Below are 15,887 nucleotides of genomic sequence, written 5' to 3'. Positions count from 1 at the left end.
ATTATCATTAATTTGAAGGCAATTGTTTAGTGACAAGTGAAACTTTAACAGAGTCGGTTACTGGGACGATAAAGTCATCATTATTTCCCATCTTAGCCTGTTCTGCTACATAGGTCATGTTGCTGCTACGAGTGGATTTACCAGATAAGTGAACCTCAGTTACGTTTGATTGTTCAATGATCGATTGAACATTGTCGGCATTAAGTCCTGCTCCAGCCATGATATTTACTCGCCCCTTGGCAATATCAACCATATCTGCGAGTACACACACACCATCTTCTACGGTTGGTGCAAGTCCTGAAGTTAGTATTCGTTCACAACCCAGTTCACAGATCTGTTCAACGGCCGTTTTGTAATCTCGGCATTGATCGATGGCACGATGAAAGGTAATGCCTAGATTGAGTGAATGGGCTTTATTCGCTAATTTTTTCGCGTTGAGCATATCAATATCGCCGCTCGCGGTGAGCACGCCAAAAACCACACCTTGTAGGCCTGCTAGGCTGGCCGCTTCAATATCTAACAACATGGATTCAATATCGTCATTATCGTAGAGAAAATCACCTTGGCGCGGGCGAATCATCGCATAAACAGGAATGGTTGAAATTTGTGCTGATTTTTTCATGAAACCAAAGCTTGGCGTTAAGCCGCCGAGTGCTAGAGATGAACATAGCTCAATGCGAGTTGCTCCACCCTTTATGGCATTATGCAGGGATTCTAAATTATCGATACAGACTTCAATGTGATAGGTCATAGATGTGCTCTAACTGAGGTTGAATGGTTATCCTAACGAGAAATATACGCTTTTATTAGGGTAATCTTTAGCGGATTAACTTTCCGTATTATTGAAGTAGATAAAGGTCCTGATTAAGGAGTGGGCAATAAAAAACCCAGAGTCAATGTTCTGGGTTTTATCGGTCTTTTGTCTTCTTTAGGGAAGATTAAGCGGCGTCTTCTTCTGGAGCGTCTTCGACAGCTTCAATTTTCTTTGCTTTTTTCGGTGCAGGCTTACGCTTAGCACCTAGAGCAAATAGAACTTCTTCTTTGTTCTTAGCTAGGTAAAGTGCAAGCTCTTCTTGCTTACCTTCATCTTCTAACACGTCACTTTTGCCAAGCAGTTCAAACAGCTCATCTGCCATATCCAGCATTTTGTCATAAGCGTCAGCTTCGGCTTTAGAGGTAAAAGTCATTTTCTCTTCTCCGTTGCGTTCCACCACGTACTTAACGATTACAGCCATGGTTATTCCCCTAATTAATTTGAATCTATTACTGGCTGTTTATACAGCTTACTCCCGTTTAAGTCTAGTGAGAGGTGGATTTCTGGGAGCTGTGTGGTGGCTATTTATCCATTTGATGACAAAACTCAATAAAGCTCTTGAGTAATGGACTCTGGTATTTTTCTTTATGTACCAAGAGCCAGAAGCGCCTTCTCATATCGAGGGGGAGTTTGAGTTCTTTCACTCTGCCGTCTTTGAGTGCAGATTCTGCCGCTAGGCGAGATAGGCAACCTAGCCCTAAACCTGATGAGACACTATTGATTAATGCTTCTGTCGTGTTGAGTTCAAAAGCTTCGTGCCACCGCTCTATGCGAGGTGCAATAACTCGTAAGAAAAACTCTCGTGAACCCGACCCTGCTTCTCTAAGTATCCACTGGCTATGTTCTAATTTACTCAGCAGTGTGTTTTCTTTATCAAAGTGTGGAAAGTCGATAGGGCAGATCACACACATTTCATCTTCACTAAATTGAGTCGAAAGCAATTGTGGGTGCTGAGTTTTCCCTTCAATAAGCGCAAGGTCTAATTCGTAATCAAGTAACTTTTGACATATTAAGTTTGAGTTTGAAATGAACAAACTTTGAGATAGGTGGTTTGTTTTTGTACGAAATCCGCTAAGCAGTTTTGGTGCAATATGGTTGCCTATTGTGTCACTTGTTCCTATGCGTAGCTGACCGGTAAGAGCTTGTTCATGATTAAACAGTTCGTCGATATCATCGACACGATGCAGTAACTCATCAGCAAGAGGCAGCAGTTTTAGCCCTTCTTGATTGATAATTAAACGATTATTAACGCGATCAAACAGTGCATGACCAATCTGCTTTTCAAGCTCAGACAGTGCCATACTGACGGCCGCTTTAGAGAGAAAAAGAGCCTCAGAAGCTGAGGTTAACGTTCTATGCTGGGTGACGGTTGTGAACACTTTAAGTTGTTTGAGCGAGATATTTGAAGACATAGTTTACGTTTAGTTAACTTGAACGGGTGTTCTATATAATTAGATATATTAGAACGAAACTCAAGCTTAGAATAGCTTTGAAAGTAAACAATGCTCTAAGTGAGTCGTCGATGATAAATAAAATGAAATACAGAGTAATGAACGCACCAACTCCAATGGCTGGCCTTGCTCTTGGTATTGCTAGCCTTGGTTGGTGCTGGGAGAATCTTATCGATCTACACGGTTACGGACAGTGGAGTGGTGCAGCTATAGCGACGGGGTTACTCTCAATACTTGCCGTTAAATTTTTGTTCCATAATCATCTGCTACGTGAAGATCTTGCGCATCCTGTTGTTGGTAGTGTTGTGCCGACATTTGCTATGGGAGTGATGGTTATCTCTAATTCTCTAGGTCATTTCTACGCACTTGCTGGTGATCTGTTATGGCTCTCGGCTATTGCTTTGCATGTCGTGTTTCTGGTGAGCTTTATCTATCATCGTTCACGCGAGTTTAAACTGCATCACATGGTTCCAAGCTGGTTTGTCCCACCTATTGGGATAATCGTTGCCGATGTCTCTTTTTCTGGTAACCCGATGCTACTGCCTATTGCTAATGGAATACTGCTGTTTGGTATGGTGGCTTACGCAATCATGTTACCTATCATGCTCTATCGGTTTATGTTTACCCATGAAATTCCCGACGCAGCAAAACCGACCATCGCAATTATGGCAGCGCCGGCAAGCCTTTCATTAGCAGGGTATCTGACTGTTCAAGCATCACCTTCCCCAGTTGTCATTAGTGTGCTGTTTGGAATTTCAATTTTAATGACCATGCTGATATATACCGCATTTTTTAAGCTATTACGATTACCGTTCAGCGCTGGATATGCGGCATTTACTTTTCCTATCGTGATCAGTGCGACGGCTTTGTTCAAATTGACTGGGTGGATAAAGAGTACAGGAATGGACGTAAAGTATGTGACTCAAGTTCAATACTTGGCTGGGTTTGAATTGTTGGTAGCCACGTTAGTCGTTAGTTACGTCGCGATACGCTACATGCATTTTTATCAATTCAATAAGGGAATAGTGAGTAATGGCTAGCTTTTAGCTGTTTGAGTAAGATATTCGAAGAATAAAACTCAAGTGCCACAACCAAACCAATGTTGGATTATCGTATTCCTTGTTCTCTAAGTCGTTTATATAAAGTATTTCTACTGATATTCAGCTGTTTGGCGGTCGCTGATACATTTCGACCGTGCTGCTCATACACACTAAGCCATTGGCTAGTATCTATAGAGGTTAGAACATTCGCTGGTGGCGTATTGATGTTCGGTGAAGAATCATCTGAAACCATACTTAAAAGACCCTGTGATATATTTTGCTCATCGACGTCTAACAAGAAGTCATCAGGAAGATGCTCTGTAGTGACTGTCTCATTGCCCGCCATAGCTAAAGCAATTTGAATAACACTGACCATTTGACGAATGTTTCCAGGCCATGGATGTGAGGTAAACATCGTTAGAACTTCTCGGCTTAACCTAGGTTGTTCATCGTCGATGGAGAACTTATCTAATAGGTGATTGATGAGCACTACTTTGTCAGTTCGGTCACGCAGTGTTGGAAGGGTAATGTTTAGCCCCGTAACGCGATAGTATAAATCTTGTCGGAAGCTGCCTTGTTCAACGTTGCTTTTTAGGTTGCAGTGGGTGGCAGAAACTAGCTTGAAATTGACTGGATAAGAGGTGGTTGAGCCCAGCGGCGTTACCTGCCTCTCTTGTAAAACACGTAGTAACCTTGCTTGAACGTTCATCGGCATATCGCCCAGTTCATCCAAAAATAGAGTTCCTTTATCTGCTTTTCGGATAAGCCCAATATAGCCTTTTTGGTTAGCGCCTGTGAACGCGCCTTTTTCATAGCCAAATAGTTCAGACTCAACCAAATCAGCTGGAATGGCTGCGCAATTGACGGCGATCATCGGTGCGTGTTTTCGCTCACTCGCTAGGTGCAACGCATTCACAAAGACCTCTTTTCCCACTCCTGTTTCACCGTGAATTAAAATCGGGATATCGGTATTTAAGATTCGGCTTGCTTGCGAGATAGCTTTGGCCAGCCGCGGGTCACCCATGTTGAGATTTTCTAATTCGTTAGGTGTTTTTGAAATATTAAGTGCTGATTTTTTCTCTGGAATTCGATAATCAATTTTGCGCCCACTTGGCACTTTAGGCGGTGTTACTATCGCAAAAAAATTGTATTTTGAATGCGAAATCAGCGACATAGGGTTGTAATGAGGGTGCGATAAAACCTGCTCAAGTTTGATGTCAAACAGTTGGTCAAGCCGCTGTAGTGCCAGCCCTTGCCCCAATGTGACTTCTGCGCGTCGATTAGCAGAGATAATGACGCCATCGTCATTAAAAACAAGCAGTGATGACCACTGGCTGTCGATGTTTTCTGGTGAGGTGTTAAACCAAAGTAGGTAGTGTTCATCTTGAAATTTCGAAGCGATGAGCTGATTTTCAATGGCCTGAGACATTAGTTTGACCATGCCTAGCGTATGAGAGGTTGGCATGTAGGCGTCGCTTGAAATCGACAGTACTCCCGCCATTTTTCTATCTGAATCAAACAAAGGTGCGGCTGAGCCCATCATGAAACGGTTGGACGTTAAGAAGTGTTCATCACGAAACACTTGAACAATAGATCCAGTTTCCAAAGCAGTGCCAATGGCGTTAGTACCGATTAAGCTTTCACGCCAATGTACGCCATTTTGAAACACGTCGGGTTGTTGTTGAGAGAAGAATCGCTGTTCACCCCAGTTGTTCAGCACTAACCCATTGGTGTCAGTCAGCGTGATCAAGCAATTACTGTTAGCTAAGAGGCTGTCATAAAAGGGGATGACTTTATTGTGTGTGGTCGTGATAAGCCCTTGGTGTTCATCCAAAGCCTGATTGAAGAGATGACCCGTTTCGAGCTCAATTGTCGGCGTACTGCTGTGCAATAGCCCAGACTGACGACAGCGCTGCCAAGACTGTTCAATAATCGATTGATGTTTGTCGTCCATCTCTAGCTTTGCCTAATTCCATAGTTCAAATGGCGAAATTAAGTATTTATTCTAATTGTTCGTATTAGAACAAAAACGTTCACGAAGTGTTCAGTCAACATATCACTATACAATCACACGTGAACACATTTTGTTAACAAATGTTACTTAGATCTCACATGTAAAATTGTGATTAAACGCCTTTTTTATCAGTGGTATTTAGTGATGCCTATATAAATAAAGGCGTGCAGGCACAGTATGTAAATAAATTGTTAAGTCACAATCGTTTTGGCACGACTCTAGCAATATCGAACAATATCGAAAGTTATTTTGTTCAGAGCTTAAGGAGTGTTAAGTGTCATTAAGATTGGATCAAGTGAACAAATTGGTAGACGGGGAGGCGCACATTTCTGATGTCAGCCTCACCTTCGAGCCGGGCTCGTTCAACGTACTATTAGGGCGCACATTAGCAGGGAAGACCTCTTTAATGAGGCTCATCGCAGGATTGGATCGCCCAACTTCTGGAAGCATCTGGGTCAATGGAATTGATGTGACAGGGGTTTCTGTCCGTGAACGAAATATCTCTATGGTGTATCAGCAGTTTATCAATTACCCCAACCTGACGGTGTTTGAGAATGTCGCCTCACCGCTTCGTTTGGCCAAAATGGCGGAAGATGAAATCAAGCAGCGTGTTCATGAAACGGCCGCGATGCTTCAGATTACAGAGCATCTAAATAAACACCCTTTAGAACTATCAGGTGGTCAGCAACAGCGAACTGCGATGGCTCGAGCGCTAGTCAAAGACGCAGAAATTATCTTGTTTGATGAACCGTTAGTAAACCTTGACTACAAGTTAAGAGAAGAGCTTCGACAAGAGATGCGCGAGTTGTTTCAGGCGAGACATACCATTGCCATCTATGCGACGACTGAGCCGAATGAAGCATTAGCATTAGGTGGAACTACCACGATATTGCATGAAGGGCGAGTGATTCAGTCTGGAGTGACTCCATCGGTCTATCACAAGCCGGACAATGTAGACTCGGCAATTCTATTCAGTGAGCCGCCGATTAATTTAATCAATGGTGAGATCACTGACAATGAAGTGACCTTCGATAAAACCTCTCATTTTCCGCTCAACCAATCATTGAGCAAGCTGGATAAGGGCATGCACCTATTCGGTATTCGTCCTAGCCATTTAAGTCTGTTACCTAAAAATGATGATGATGTAGAGCTGACCGTTCAGGTGGAAGTGGCTGAGATCAGTGGCTCAGAAACCTTCTTACACGTAAGAAATACTCTGGTTGATTTAGTTCTTCATTTACCGGGCGTACATAGCTACGACGTGGATGAAACCATTAAAATTTATATTCCTATCCATAAGTTCTATGTGTTTGGGATGGATGAACAGCTAATTCATGCGCCAATCAACGACGTGAGAGGGTAATCGATATGGTCCAAATTACGCTAAATTCATTGGCTCATACCTATGATAAAAAACCAACCGATTCATCTATCTATGCGATCAAAGAGATGAACCATGTGTGGAAGCAAGGCGGCGCATACGCACTGCTTGGGCCTTCAGGGTGCGGAAAATCAACACTGCTCAACATAATCTCGGGGCTCATGAGCCCTTCTCAAGGCGAGGTGATGTTTGATGAGCTCAAAGTGAATGATTTGCGCCCGCAAGATCGTAATATCGCGCAGGTTTTTCAGTTCCCCGTGATCTACGACACCATGACGGTGTATGACAATCTCGCCTTTCCATTACGCAATATGAAGATTCATAAAACCAAGGTGCACTCTAAGGTCACTGAAATTGCGGAGATTTTGGAATTGACTGATGTGCTGTCTAAGAGAGCACAACACCTCACCGCCGATGAGAAACAGAAAGTCTCAATGGGGCGAGGATTGGTTCGAGATGATGTGTCTGCGATTTTGTTTGATGAGCCGTTAACCGTTATCGATCCACAACTGAAATGGAAGCTGCGTAGAAAGCTGAAGCAGATACATCAGCAGTTCAATATTACGATGATTTACGTCACCCATGATCAGCTAGAAGCCTCGACTTTTGCTGATGAAATAGCCGTGATGTACAACGGTCAGATTGTTCAATTTGGTACACCGAGAGAGCTCTTTGAAAGACCAAACCATACCTTTGTCGGCTACTTTATTGGCAGCCCAGGGATGAACTTAATAGAAGTCACTCCAACGGAAGTAGGTGTTAGCTTTGATGATGTTGAGATCCCACTGTCAGAGGCCTATCGACACGCGATAGCACAAACCAATAGTACCAATATCAAGATCGGGATCCGCCCCGAATTTGTTCACATATGGGAAAAAGCGAACGACTCAGCATTACGTTGTGAAGTGCTGTACGTTGAAGACCTAGGTACTTATAAGATCGTGACGTTGAAGCTCGGTCAGCAAGAAATTAAGGCGCGGCTTCAAGAAGATCAAATCGTCCCGAAAAACGAGGCATTTATTAGCATTCCAGAGCAATGGACCATGCTGTATGTCGATGAATTTCTTGTCAATGTGGGGGACATGTGATGAACAAAGTAACCAATAACAAAGCGTGGTTTTTAGTTTTACCTGTCTTCATTCTGGTGGCATTTAGCGCCATTGTTCCACTCATGACCGTAGTGAACTACTCCTTACAAGACATCTTCGATGCCAATTCTGCCTACTTTGTAGGGACGGAATGGTATCGAGATACGCTGAATGACGAACGATTGCATGGGGCATTACTGCGCCAATTTGGCTTCACCTTTACCATTTTAATGATAGAGGTTCCGCTGGGCATTATGGTCGCACTCACCATGCCCACCAAAGGCAAGTGGTCAGTGTTTTGTTTGATTGTTTTGGCCGTTCCGCTTCTGATCCCACTCAATGTAGTCGGTACGATCTGGCAAATCTTTGGACGTGCTGATATCGGGCTGTTTGGTTGGGCGCTCAATAGCTTAGGCATAGATTACAACTACGCTGGCGATCCGTTGGATGCGTGGTTAACCGTGATCCTTATGGATGTGTGGCACTGGACATCGCTTATCGCACTTCTGTCTTACTCGGGTCTTCGAGCTATCCCGGATGCTTATTACCAAGCGGCGAATATTGATCGCGCTTCTACATGGTCAATCATCCGTTATATCCAGTTACCAAAACTGAAAAGTGTCTTGCTCATTGGCGTGCTGATTCGCTTTATGGACAGCTTCATGATCTACACCGAACCGTTTGTATTAACGGGTGGCGGCCCTGGTAACTCAACCACATTCTTGAGCCAAACCCTAACCAAAATGGCAATCGGTCAGTTTGATATCGGGCCGGCAGCTGCCTTTTCTATCATCTATTTCCTCATCATTTTACTGGTGAGCTGGGTGTTCTATACCGCAATGACCCACGGCGAAAGTAAATAAGGATATACCTATGTCGATCAAAGGAGAGCACTATGTCGATGACCAAATCTAAGTACACGCGTTACACCCAGATAGTCGGTTTGGCGTTCTATATCATCTGTTTGATGTTGCCGATCTATTGGCTACTGAACATGTCATTCAAAGATAATCAGGAGATCCTTGGCGGGTTGAGCTTCTTCCCTGAAAACTGGACGTTTCAGAACTACACCACCATCTTCTCGGACTCAAGTTGGTACATGGGATACATCAACTCCATTACTTACGTAGTGATGAACATGGTGATTACGCTAACGGTATCATTACCTGCTGCGTATGCCTTCTCACGCTATAAGTTTGTGGGTGATAAGCATTTGTTCTTTTGGCTTCTGACCAATCGAATGGCACCACCGGCGGTTTTTCTACTGCCTTTCTTTCAGCTCTATTCTTCGGTGGGTCTATTTGATACTCACATCGCGGTGGCACTGGCGCACTGTCTCTTTAACGTGCCGTTAGCCGTTTGGATCTTAGAAGGTTTCATGTCTGGTGTACCACGAGAGATTGATGAAACGGCGTATATCGATGGCTATAGCTTCCCTAAATTTTTCTTGAAGATTTTCCTTCCAATGATCCGCTCAGGTATCGGCGTGTCGGCATTCTTTTGCTTCATGTTTAGTTGGGTCGAGCTGTTGCTTGCACGAACATTGACCTCGGTGGACGCAAAGCCTATTTCCGCCGTCATGACCCGAACCGTCAGCGCCTCAGGCATTGATTGGGGTGTACTAGCAGCTGCAGGCGTATTAACGATTCTACCGGGCATATTGGTTGTTTGGTTTGTTAGGAATCATGTCGCGAAAGGCTTCGCATTAGGTCGAGTATAAGGAGTAAACATAATGGCTTGGATGGCATGGACCACACCTTCAGCACTGTTCTTTATTGGTATTGCATTGATTTTATTAACCATGACTATTTTTGAAATCAAGAGACCGTGTATCGAACGCAAAGGATTTTTACCGATTACCACCACGCGCGGTGATCGATTGTTTATTGGGTTACTGAGCTCCGCTTTTGTCCACTTGGGCTTTGTCGGATTTTCAGAACTCTCTATCTGGGTGCCTTTTACCATTTGTGTAATTTGGCTGTGTACTGTTTTGAAATGGGGATAAAAGCAACGAACTGATGGTGTGTTTTTGGTGGTGCTTTTTGTAGTGATGCCTGCGATAGGAACATTTGAGCCTACAGGAGTGATAAAGCCTCGCTTGACGCAACGAATAACGTAGAAACACGATTACTCATAATTGGAGTTAAATAATAATGAAAATGGATATCAAAAAGTCTTACCTTTCTCGCTGCATGGCACTATCGATAGCCTTTGCTGCGCTTTCGCCAAATGCTTATGCAGATATGGCGGCGGCGAATAAGTGGTTGAGTGAAGAATTCACTCCTTCAACGATGACCACGAGCGAGCAAGAGAAAGAGATGCAGTGGTTTATTGATGCAGCGAAACCGTTTAAAGGTATGGAGATTAACGTTGCTTCTGAGACGATCACCACCCACGAGTATGAAGCGAAAGTACTGGCGAAAGCTTTCTATGAAATTACCGGGATCAAGGTCAACCATGACTTGATTCAAGAGGGTGATGTTGTAGAGAAGTTGCAAACGCAGATGCAGACTGGGCGTAATATCTATGATGGTTATATTAATGATTCTGATCTGATTGGTACACATGTACGTTACGGAAAAGTTGTGCCTATTTCAGACTTTATCGAAGGTGAAGGCAAAAGTGTTACTAACCCATACTTGGATTTACCAGACTTCATCGGTCTAGACTTTACAACAGGACCTGACGGTAAGATTTATCAGCTGCCAGACCAACAGTTTGCTAACTTGTATTGGTTCCGAGCTGACTGGTTTGAGCGCGATGATCTAAAAGCGAAATTCAAAGAAGTGTATGGCTATGAGCTAGGTGTGCCACTTAACTGGTCAGCTTATGAAGATATTGCCGAGTTCTTTACCGATAAAGTGAAGATGATTGATGGCGAGCGTGTTTACGGTCACATGGATTACGGTAAGAAAGACCCATCACTGGGGTGGCGTTTCACCGACTCTTGGTTCTCAATGGCAGGCGCGGGGGATAAAGGCATTCCGAACGGCCTTCCTGTTGATGAATGGGGAATCCGTATCGAGGGCTGTAGCCCTGTGGGGTCAGACGTTGCCCGTGGCGGCGCAACCAACGGACCGGCAGCTGTTTACGCGACAACTAAATACGTTGACTGGCTAAAACAATACGCGCCACCAGAAGCACAAGGCATGACGTTTGGTGAAGCTGGTCCTGTTCCTGCACAAGGTTCTATCGCTCAGCAAATCTTTTGGTACACCGCTTTTACTGCTGATATGACGAAACCTGGATTGCCGGTTGTGAATGAAGATGGCTCACCGAAGTGGCGTATGGCACCTTCTCCTCGTGGGCCTTACTGGGAAGATGGCATGAAACTCGGCTACCAAGATGCGGGTTCATGGACATTCTTGAACAGTACACCACTTGATCGACGCCAAGCGGCATGGTTATACGCTCAGTTTGTTGTATCAAAATCAGTGAGTTTGAAGAAAACATTGGTTGGTCTAACGCCAATTCGTGAGTCTGATATTAACTCACAAGCGATGACCGATGCTGCGCCTCAACTGGGTGGTTTGGTTGAGTTTTACCGTAGTGATGCGCGCAAACAGTGGACACCGACGGGCACGAACGTACCTGACTATCCGAAGCTTGCTCAGCTTTGGTGGCAATATGTATCTGAAGCAGCAAGTGGTGAGAAAACACCGCAAGAAGCTCTGGATGGCCTAGCTCAAGCGCAAGATAAAGTGATGCAACGTCTTGAGCGTAGTGGTGTTCAAGGTGAATGTGGACCTAAGCTGAATCCGAAGAAAGATCCTCAATATTGGTTGTCTCAACCAGGATCGCCGAAGATGAAGTTGGAAAATGAGAAGCCGCAGGGCAAAACGATCGCTTACAAAGATCTGATTGCTAAAAGCTAATACGGTCAAGAAAGAGCTTGGAGGTTTAAGTAGGGTTAGGTGACTGGGATGGGTCTTGTAGGGAGCTCAATCTGAGTTGCTAACTCTAAAGAGCCTTCAATAGAGCTTTTAACAAAGTGCTCAAAATAAGAGTGATGCCCACTTTACTGTTCTATTCAGTAGGGTGGGTATTTTTTCAGTTCTGTACGTTTTTCAATCCTCTTTGAATGGTTTGATTATCTCGCCATGTTAATTCTATGACTATGTTTATTCTCTTACGATATTAATAACAATCATGTGCTTATATCGCTCTCGAAATAGAGATGCCTATGCTAATCTCATTATATCTGCGGCAAGAATAGTATGAGCGTATTTTGTTTACCGTCTATCACTCCAATCAAATCGATATTCTCAAGTCTCTTTTAGTTGAGCTTGTACGTCAAAACCCATTAGAAAACCCGTTTGAAAAAGAACAAATTCTGGTTCAAAGCCCGGGCATGTCTCAGTGGTTGAAGATGGAACTCGCCAACGAATTTGGTATTGCCGCTAACCTTGAATTTCCGCTGCCCGCGACTTTTATTTGGGATATGTTTACCCAGATTTTGCCCGATGTTCCCAAGCGCAGTGCTTTTAACAAAGAAGCGATGACGTGGAAGTTGATGCACCTGCTGCCTTCTATGCTGGGCCAAGACGAATTTCAGCCACTTGCTCGTTATCTCGACGATGATGATGACCACTCTAAACGCTATCAATTGGTAGAGAAGATTGCTGATATTTTTGATGGCTATTTGGTGTATCGACCGGAGTGGATAGCCCGTTGGGAAGCGGGGCAGAGCGTTGCTGAGCTTGAAGACCTGCATCCTTGGCAGCCGATATTATGGCAAGCCTTGTATGACTATACGCTTGAACTTGAGCAATCCCCTTTTCATAGGGCAAACCTTTATGAAGAGTTCATTGATACGCTTGCTCACTACCAAGGTTCGTTTGAAAACTTACCAAAGCGACTTTTTGTGTTTGGTATTTCATCGCTTCCTCCTCGTTATATGGATGCCTTAAAAGCGATCGGTGAGCATATTGATGTCCACTTAATGTTTACCAACCCATGTCGTTATTACTGGGGCGATGTGCGAGACCAAAAATATTTATCGAAATTGGCTGCCAAGGGCCGACAACACGTAGAGTGGCAGAGCGATCACTCTGAAGTTGGCGGTCTAACAGAGCAATTAAAAGGCAGTGTGGAAGATAATGTTATCGATGAGCTGCATACAGATGTGGTCGGCAATAACTTACTTGCTTCATTAGGTAAGCTCGGCCGCGATAATATGTTTCTACTTTCTCAATTGGAGTCACACGAGATTGAGGCATTTGTCGATATACCAAGGGACTCACTGCTGCATAACTTGCAAGCGGATATCCTAAACCTTGAAGAGCATCAAGACGACGAACAGCTTGATTCGAGTCAACACAAGCAAACCATTATTGGTGCTGATCACTCTTTAACGCTGCACGCGTGTCATAGTGCGATGCGTGAAGTTGAAGTATTGTACGATCAATTACTTGGTATGTTTGACGCGAATGAGGGTCTAAAGCCTCGCGATATTATCGTTATGGTCCCTGACATCAACGCTTATAGCCCTGCGATTCAAGCCGTCTTTGGTAATGCACCGGGTGATCGATACATCCCATTCTCTATATCCGACAGAACCGCCACTCAAGAGAGCCCAATTCTAGCAGCGTTTATGCAGTTGGTGGATTTACCCAACACGCGTTGTTTAGCGTCAGAGTTACTTGAGTTGTTAGAAACACCGGCAATGATGGCCAAATTTGGACTCAATGATGATGATTTTTCTCAAGCAAAACGTTGGATAGAAGAGTCGGGCATTCGTTGGGGTCTTGATGGCTTAACCGCCAAAGAGTTTGAACTGCCAGAGACATCGCAAAACACATGGCAATTTGGCATTCAAAGAATGCTACTGGGTTACGCCATGCCCGAACAAGCAGGGCTGTTTGATATGGGCGTTGACTCATCAGAACAGAAGCAAGCTCTTGCTCCTTACAACGAAGTCCAAGGTATGCAAGCTGAGCTAGCAGGAAAACTCGCTCACTTTATCGACCTTATAAGCGATTACCGAAACAGACTTGCTCAGACTCAGTCAATTGAAGCTTGGCGTGAAATACTTAATCGATTGTTGGATGATTTCTTTTCGGTGGAGCTTGAAGGTGAAGTGGCGCTGAAATCGATACGTGACACGTTAGCCTCATTGAAAGATCAGCTTGCTGAAGCGGCTTACTCTGAAGATATTGCACCCAATGTGGTGAGTTTATACCTCAATAATAAGCTATCAGGTACGCGGGTTAGTCAGCGCTTCTTAGCCGGGCAGGTAAACTTCTGTACTCTGATGCCAATGCGTTCAATCCCATTCAATGTTGTCTGTTTACTCGGGATGAATGATGGTGTTTATCCGCCCAATGACATCACCGAAGGCTTTGACTACTTACAAAATAGTTTTAGACCGGGTGACCGCTCAAGGCGTGAAGATAGCCGCTACATGTTTTTAGAGGCAATACTTTCGGCCAATCAACGACTATACGTCAGTTATATTGGGCGTTCTATTCAGGACAATACCGAGCAAGTTCCTTCCGTATTAGTCACGGAACTCATGGAGTACTGCCAGCAAAATTATTGTCTACTGGGCGATGAAACTTTGCCGAGTGATGAATCGGGAGACAAGCTGGTTTCATCTCTTATTTCTCAACATGCTATGGTGCCATTTAGCCCATCAGAGTTTTCAAGTGAATATGGCAGCTATGCCAAAGAGTGGATGCCAGCCGTTAATAGGCTTGGCCAGCAAAGTGGTGAGTTTGAACGTCAGCTCAGTGACTACTTATTAGGTGCTACTTTTCCGATATCACTCGATGTTGTTGAACTACAACGTTTTTGGCGCTTGCCTGTTCAGTACTTTTTCAACCGTCGTTTAAAGGTCGTATTTGAACCCCCTTTGCCCGTCATGGCCGATGATGAACCGTTTGTCCTTAATGGTTTAGAAAGCTATCAGATACGAGACCAACTGCTTGAACGCATCCTTTCTGCGCGCCTATCTGGTGAACCGAACTCATCAGGAAAGCAGGGCAGCCAGAAAATCATTGATGATTTTGTCGCGCAGCAGAGGGCGCAAGGAAAGCTACCTGTTGGTGCATTTGGTGATATTGAATTTGAAACCAACAGAGCTCAAGCTGAAGAGTTGGTTGAGACTTTGGCATTTATCTGCAGTAGCCCACTTGATGACATCGACATAAACCTTACTTTCGATGTGCTTGGTGAAGGTAAAGATATTCAGCTAACAGGCTGGCTGACTCAGCACTATCAATCCGGTCTTGTTCGCTATCGCAGTGGTAAAATTCGCGCTCAAGATTACCTCTCTGCCTGGATCGACCATTTACTGTTAACGATCTCTGGCACATCTAAGCCTACTCATATTGTTGGCTACGACCGTAAAGAAGGGGTTGTTCACGAAATCTATCCAGCGATAGACGATATTGGATATGCGCAAGACCTGCTTAATGAGCTTGTCCGTCTATATTATCAAGGCATGACAACGCCATTGTGCTACTTCCCGAAAACAGCGTTAGCCAATGTCGATGCAGGATTTAGTCGCGGTAAATGGGTCGATGACGAAGAGAAATCGAATAAGAAAATGTCTGCGACGTTTAATGACAGTTATATGGCAACGGGTGAAGGGGCCAATGTTTATATTTCTCGTATTTGGCCGCAATGGAATGATGAATTAGCAGCGCAGGTAAGAATGCTTTCTGCCTTAGTTATTCAGGCGCCGCGTTTGGCGGTTATAAATGCAGAGGATGCCAAAGTCTGAAGATACAAAAGTCTGAAGGCTTTGACGGATGAATTACTAAGATTGGTCGATGCTGAGAGATGTAGAGTGTTCGGGAAAAATACGGAATAGAGAAGAAGTAAAATGGCCGCCAGTCAATCATTATAGTGTAGGGCGTTTTCTGTACGGCCATAGGTCAGAGGGACCATTATTCTGTTGGTTGTAAGTATTCGCATTGGATACTCGCTTAACCTGTGAGCGCATACTATAGGCTCACCAGATCCTCTACCGTGAGTGAGATCGCACTAGCTTAGTATGGTTAGTAACTAAGTATTAGTTTGTCAGATTTTTCATAGCTAGATCACGTTATACAGCCAATTTATTGGGTAAAAAATTTAAGTTCGAGAGTGTGATA

12 protein-coding genes are annotated in these 15,887 nt (G+C 44.1%); 8 read left to right on the top strand and 4 right to left on the bottom strand.

All coding sequences use genetic code 11. The features are described 5' to 3' along the window. Positions 1-7 precede the first annotated feature (7 nt). The 3 genes from L4D20_RS07630 to L4D20_RS07620 form a co-directional block, all read right to left on the bottom strand. On the bottom strand, positions 8-751 hold the full coding sequence (locus tag L4D20_RS07630; protein ID WP_428800984.1) for a copper homeostasis protein CutC: 744 nt from the start codon (positions 749-751) through the stop codon (positions 8-10). Positions 752-938: 187 nt separating this feature from the next. Beyond that, positions 939-1,235, bottom strand: coding sequence for a YebG family protein (locus tag L4D20_RS07625; RefSeq protein WP_428800983.1), 297 nt, complete (start codon positions 1,233-1,235; stop codon positions 939-941). A gap of 100 nt (positions 1,236-1,335) precedes the next feature. Then, the gene (locus L4D20_RS07620) at positions 1,336-2,226 is read right to left on the bottom strand and encodes a LysR substrate-binding domain-containing protein (protein ID WP_428800982.1); all 891 of its coding nucleotides are present in this window, start codon (positions 2,224-2,226) and stop codon (positions 1,336-1,338) included. A 110-nt stretch (positions 2,227-2,336) separates the two neighbouring features. On the opposite strand from L4D20_RS07620, the gene L4D20_RS07615 reads away from it, so the two are divergent. Beyond that, positions 2,337-3,305, top strand: a complete 969-nt coding sequence (locus tag L4D20_RS07615; RefSeq protein ID WP_428800981.1) for a TDT family transporter — start codon at positions 2,337-2,339, stop codon at positions 3,303-3,305. 67 nt (positions 3,306-3,372) lie between these two features. On the opposite strand, the gene L4D20_RS07610 is transcribed toward L4D20_RS07615, so the two are convergent. Then, the gene (locus L4D20_RS07610; protein WP_428800980.1) at positions 3,373-5,259 is read right to left on the bottom strand and encodes a sigma-54-dependent Fis family transcriptional regulator; all 1,887 of its coding nucleotides are present in this window, start codon (positions 5,257-5,259) and stop codon (positions 3,373-3,375) included. 334 nt (positions 5,260-5,593) lie between these two features. Between L4D20_RS07610 and L4D20_RS07605 the strand changes: the two genes are divergently transcribed. The 7 genes from L4D20_RS07605 (at position 5,594) to recC (ending at position 15,514) form a co-directional block, all read left to right on the top strand. Further along, positions 5,594-6,682 (top strand): ABC transporter ATP-binding protein, encoded by a 1,089-nt coding sequence (locus L4D20_RS07605; protein ID WP_428800979.1) that lies wholly within the window; start codon positions 5,594-5,596, stop codon positions 6,680-6,682. 5 nt (positions 6,683-6,687) lie between these two features. After that, positions 6,688-7,788, top strand: a complete 1,101-nt coding sequence (locus tag L4D20_RS07600) for an ABC transporter ATP-binding protein (RefSeq protein ID WP_428800978.1) — start codon at positions 6,688-6,690, stop codon at positions 7,786-7,788. Then, a complete protein-coding gene (locus L4D20_RS07595; RefSeq protein ID WP_428800977.1) occupies positions 7,788-8,651 on the top strand; it encodes a carbohydrate ABC transporter permease in 864 nt (287 codons plus the stop codon). The genes L4D20_RS07600 and L4D20_RS07595 overlap by 1 nt, the downstream gene beginning before the upstream one ends. A 38-nt stretch (positions 8,652-8,689) precedes the next feature. Next, positions 8,690-9,508 (top strand): carbohydrate ABC transporter permease, encoded by an 819-nt coding sequence (locus tag L4D20_RS07590; protein ID WP_428801275.1) that lies wholly within the window; start codon positions 8,690-8,692, stop codon positions 9,506-9,508. 12 nt (positions 9,509-9,520) lie between these two features. Next, a complete protein-coding gene (locus L4D20_RS07585) occupies positions 9,521-9,793 on the top strand; it encodes a DUF2160 domain-containing protein (protein WP_428800976.1) in 273 nt (90 codons plus the stop codon). 148 nt (positions 9,794-9,941) lie between these two features. Further along, positions 9,942-11,663 (top strand): ABC transporter substrate-binding protein, encoded by a 1,722-nt coding sequence (locus L4D20_RS07580; protein WP_428800975.1) that lies wholly within the window; start codon positions 9,942-9,944, stop codon positions 11,661-11,663. Between the two features lie 353 nt (positions 11,664-12,016). Then, complete coding sequence (gene recC / locus L4D20_RS07575) at positions 12,017-15,514, top strand: exodeoxyribonuclease V subunit gamma (RefSeq protein WP_428800974.1); 3,498 nt, start codon at positions 12,017-12,019, stop codon at positions 15,512-15,514. Positions 15,515-15,887: the final 373 nt, after the last annotated feature.

The organism is Vibrio kyushuensis (assembly GCF_050337325.1).
GTDB classification, from domain to species: Bacteria; Pseudomonadota; Gammaproteobacteria; order Enterobacterales; family Vibrionaceae; genus Vibrio; species Vibrio kyushuensis.
This window is presented reverse-complemented; position numbering and strand designations above follow the sequence as displayed.